This is a genomic window from Fulvivirga lutimaris, assembly GCF_009711525.1.
Lineage (GTDB): Bacteria > Bacteroidota > Bacteroidia > Cytophagales > Cyclobacteriaceae > Fulvivirga > Fulvivirga lutimaris.
This window is the reverse complement of record NZ_SMLV01000336.1, coordinates 1-4,219: the sequence shown is the minus strand read 5'-3', so window position 1 is coordinate 4,219 and position 4,219 is coordinate 1. Positions and strand designations below refer to the sequence as shown.

The window sequence follows — 4,219 nt, the reverse complement described above, 5'->3', positions numbered from 1 at the left end:
ATGCCAGTGGTATTACTACCGGCATGAGAACAAAAGAAGCTTTGAATGACTATCGGTACTTTCCAGATCCTGATTTAAGTCCGGTTCATGTTTCTGAAGAGTGGTTAAATGATCTTAAACTTTCACTGCCAAGCTTGCCGCGTGAGCTGTATTTAAAATATATTAATACCTATGGCTTACCAGAGCTTGATGCGCAGGTGCTGACAAATACAAAAGAGGTAGCCATGTATTTTGAAGAATTGTCTTCGATTACAAAAAACTATAAAGCATCTTCAAATTGGATGATGGGGCCCGTAAAGTCATATCTAAATGATGCGTCATTGAAGATTGAAGATTTTAAATTGACTCCAAAAAGATTAGCAGAATTAATTGGCCTTGTTGAAGATAATAAAGTAAGCTTTTCAGCAGCTTCACAAAAACTATTTACCGCTTTGGTAGATGATGAAAGTAAATCAGCTTTAAAATTAGCTGAGGAAATGAACCTGATGCAGGATAGTAATACTGATACATTAGGTGAATTGGCAGACGCGATAGTTGCTGAATTTCCTGATAAGGTTTTGGCATATCAGAAAGGACATAAGGGACTTTTAGGTATGTTTATGGGGGAATTGATGAAGCGTAGTAATGGAAAAGCCGACCCTAAGGTGGCTAACGAACTATTAAGAAAGAAGCTAGGTTAAGAAACAAATAATAATTGATGACAAAAGTGATGTTTAGAATTCTTTTAGGTTTAGTAATTATAACAAGTTGTACTTCAGGCAACGGTTCAGTTGAAGTTGAGAACGGAATTAATATTTCAGGCACTGTAGGGTTTCCGCAAACCGGAGACATTCTTATTGAAGAGTATGTGGGTAATAAGCCGCAGCCATTTGATACTTTAAAACTCGATGAGAATTATAAGTACAGTAAAAATGTCAATATTGAAAGACCGGGCTACTACAGACTTAATTTCTATAATAAGCAGTTTGTTAACCTCATTCTAAATGAAGATGATGTTGTGGTTAATGTTGATGGTAATGAAAGAGGCGGGTTCGTAGAAATTAGTGGTTCAAAGGATCATGATTTTATAGAAATGGTTCAGAAAATGAATGCAGAATTTCAAGCATCGCCACAGGTGGCAGAAATTAATAACCGATTTGGGTTAGCCAATAGTCAGCAGGATGCAGCAGCAATAGCCACTATTCGCGATGAATATATGAAGCTGGACCATGAGTTTAAGCAGAAAATTGCTGCCAAGATTGACTCTGCAGGGGCTTCTTTAGGAGTTATCGAAATATTGAAATCAGGAAGATTTTTAGATAAAGACAAATTTCAGGCTACCTACCACAGGATTGCAGAAGATGCCAGCACCAAACTGACAAACTCTACTGTAGCCATGGATTTTGTGAATGAAGTTGAAGCCAATAAGAATTTAGCCATTGGCATGGTAGCGCCAGATATTGCGTTGCCTAACCCAGATGGAGAGGTAATTGCCTTATCTTCACTAAGAGGAAAATATGTGTTGGTTGACTTCTGGGCTAAATGGTGCGGACCTTGCCGAAAGGAAAATCCTAATGTGGTAAAAGCTTACAACAGGTTTAACGACAAAGGATTTGAGGTATATGGCGTATCTCTTGATAGAAGAAAAGAAGACTGGTTGCAAGCCATAGAGCAGGATGGACTACACTGGACACAGGTTTCTGATTTGAAATACTGGAACAGCGAAGCTGCTAAAATATACAATATCAAGGCAATACCTTTCGCCTTATTGCTAGACCCTGATGGAGTAATCATTGGCAAGAACCTTAGAGGCCGTGAGCTTGAAAGAAAGCTCGAAGAGATTTTTGGGGAGAGTTAATAGTTCCTATTTTAATGTCTCTAATTTCTTTTGCTCTAATTCGTTTCTATTTAGAATATAATTTAAAAGTTCAGATATAAGTGGTTTTTTATAAAAAGTACGGAGTGTTATTTGTTTTGTTTTTTATTTCATTGATGACTCAAATATTTGTTTCAGACAACACTTTTTCATTAATCATAATCAATTTGCTATTTCAAATAATTTTCTCTTACATTTTAGCTCTGTCAATTAATTCGTTTTATAAAAAATATTTTGAGACAGCTACTCTTAAAATTTGGATTAGGACTTATTCCGTAATGATTACACTCGTATTACTTGTAGAAATATTTGATTTAAATAAATCTGTAATTGATTGATCAAGCTAGCGCTCGTTTCCAACGAGTACCATTTTAGTTCTCCAATTTTCTTTATGCCTTTTTGAACCTCAGATTATAGTCATGCGTTATTTATGGCATGACGAGAAGCTTACTGTCCACATTGCTTTTTATCACTTTCCTTTCTGCTCCTGCATTCTCTCAGGAGACAGATTCGCTTATCAGAAAAAGTATATTTTTTGGTGGTGGCAGCTACTATATAGACGAGTACCAGAGTCTTGAACTTCAGGATTTTATCTTAAATGTTGAAAAGCTTGAGAATTATGAGATTGTCCTATTTAGTCATACCGACAATATAGGGGGGAAGGAGTATAATGAATGGCTTTCCTTTATGCGCAGTACGGCAGTTCAGGACAAGTTAATAGAAATAGGAATAGCTGAGGAGTTGATGGAGATCAAAAATTTCGGAATGAATAATCCATTGTATAGGAACAGTTCGTATAAGGGTAGGCACATGAATAGACGTGTTGATGTCATCCTTGTGCCCATAGTATTTTAATTACTTAGTGGTCTGCCCTTCATACATGTCGGTAAAAACCTTATCTATTGGTTCCCAAAGCTCAATTTTATTTCCTTCAGGATCGATTATATGAACAAACTTGCCATATTCGTAGGTCTCAATTTCATCAAGAACAGTTACCCCATTCTTTTTAAAATCTTCCACCATACCTTCTAAGTTTTCAACCCTGTAGTTGATCATAAATTCCTTTTTTGAGGGCTCAAAGTATTTGGTTTTCGCCTCAAACGGGCTCCACTGCAAGTGTTCCTTTATTTCGGGCTTGTCTACGTTTCTGGTTTCAAACAATGAACCATATTCATTAGTAACTAACCCTAAGTTTTTACTGTACCACTCTGTCATTTTTTTAGGATCTTCGGCCTTAAAGAATATCCCACCTATGCCTGTTACTTTTTTACTCATGACTTTGACGTTTTAAATTGAAAATACGATGCTGATAAAATTGATATAATAAGACCTATGACAAACACAGTGATAAACATTATTGTGAATTGCATGCCTACACTGTCCCACATAGCCATATCTTCCTGAAATTGTGTTTGAATCACTTCGAATTCCTGAGCACTCATTGAAGCTTTCATCTTTTCTAATTGATAAGCCCCATAATTGTCAAGAAAATCAGGATAAAGCCACTTGTAATAAATCACGCTGTAGATACCGAATGCTATGGAAGGAAACGTTGATATGGCCGAACCAATGCCCAGATACTTCATGAATGAACTCTTGCCATGTTTTATATGATATTCTCTAATACCTAGAAATACAAAAACCAGGCATAGCAGAATACCACCATACCCGAGTAATTCATCACGGTCAAAGTCAATACCTTCTGGAAGGCCGAAAATCACATAAGCGACTATCTGGATTCCCATTATTACAGCTACAGCTATTAATCCATTTTTAACGATAATGTTTTTCATATTTTTTTTGATTCAAATGAAGCGAGTTTTGCCTTATTGCCACTCATACTTTAGTATGAAATGCCCAAATTCAGCCTTTAGTACCACTATTTTATTATTCCATACTCCTTTGCTTTTTTAATGGCTTCTGTTCTTCGCTTAGCATCTAGTTTAGAAAGCAGATTGGAGACATGAGTTTTTACCGTACTTTCTGATACAAACAATTTGTCAGCAATTTCTACATTAGAAAGGCCCTCGGCCATAACATTGAGCACTTCCATTTCGCGACTGCTAATTTGTAAAAGTTGAATTTTGCGCTCATTCGGAGCAAACTCATCTTTCAAATAACTGTTTTGGGTTATGATGTACTTTCTAAGAACGAAGCCGAACACTACTAATCCAACTGCAGCTATGGCGACAAGAAATTCGGAATAATAGCTTCTATTTGAAATAGAATAATTACTCAACTCTAGCAATATCCCAAATAAAAGGGCTAGCAGTCCAAACCGTAGAATAATCTTAAACACAGAATAATTTTTGATTAATAAACTCAATTTTCGATAATAATAAAATATTGTGCCCACATTATGAT

General features: G+C 36.0%; 6 protein-coding genes. 3 read left to right on the top strand and 3 right to left on the bottom strand.

Annotated elements, in window-relative coordinates:
- From E1140_RS07515 to E1140_RS07505, 3 genes are all read left to right on the top strand, one after another.
- On the top strand, window positions 1-680 hold a 680-nt coding region (locus tag E1140_RS07515), incomplete at its 5' end, for an Asp-tRNA(Asn)/Glu-tRNA(Gln) amidotransferase subunit GatB (protein ID WP_484494445.1).
- A gap of 17 nt (window positions 681-697) precedes the next feature.
- Window positions 698-1,837: a TlpA disulfide reductase family protein gene (locus tag E1140_RS07510; RefSeq protein ID WP_155181141.1), complete on the top strand. Its 1,140-nt coding sequence runs from the start codon at window positions 698-700 to the stop codon at window positions 1,835-1,837.
- Between the two features lie 453 nt (window positions 1,838-2,290).
- Window positions 2,291-2,710, top strand: coding sequence for an OmpA family protein (locus E1140_RS07505; RefSeq protein ID WP_155181138.1), 420 nt, complete (start codon window positions 2,291-2,293; stop codon window positions 2,708-2,710).
- Here the strand turns inward: E1140_RS07505 and E1140_RS07500 are convergent, their stop codons facing one another.
- The 3 genes from E1140_RS07500 to E1140_RS21750 all read right to left on the bottom strand — a co-directional run.
- A complete protein-coding gene (locus E1140_RS07500; protein WP_155181135.1) occupies window positions 2,711-3,130 on the bottom strand; it encodes a VOC family protein in 420 nt (139 codons plus the stop codon). It abuts the gene before it with no gap.
- Window positions 3,127-3,648: a DUF4199 domain-containing protein gene (locus E1140_RS07495; protein WP_155181132.1), complete on the bottom strand. Its 522-nt coding sequence runs from the start codon at window positions 3,646-3,648 to the stop codon at window positions 3,127-3,129. The genes E1140_RS07500 and E1140_RS07495 overlap by 4 nt, the downstream gene beginning before the upstream one ends.
- Window positions 3,649-3,734: 86 nt before the next feature.
- A partial coding sequence (locus E1140_RS21750; RefSeq protein ID WP_343034177.1) for a response regulator transcription factor occupies window positions 3,735-4,219 on the bottom strand: 485 nt, incomplete at its 5' end.

Excerpts from the sequence above, each read along its gene's own strand:
- E1140_RS07510 (WP_155181141.1), top strand. The coding sequence starts at position 698 with ATGACAAAAGTGATGTTTAGAATTCTTTTAGGTTTAGTAATTATAACA.
- E1140_RS07505 (WP_155181138.1), top strand. The coding sequence starts at position 2,291 with ATGACGAGAAGCTTACTGTCCACATTGCTTTTTATCACTTTCCTTTCT.
- E1140_RS07500 (WP_155181135.1), bottom strand. The coding sequence starts at position 3,130 with ATGAGTAAAAAAGTAACAGGCATAGGTGGGATATTCTTTAAGGCCGAA.
- E1140_RS07495 (WP_155181132.1), bottom strand. The coding sequence starts at position 3,648 with ATGAAAAACATTATCGTTAAAAATGGATTAATAGCTGTAGCTGTAATA.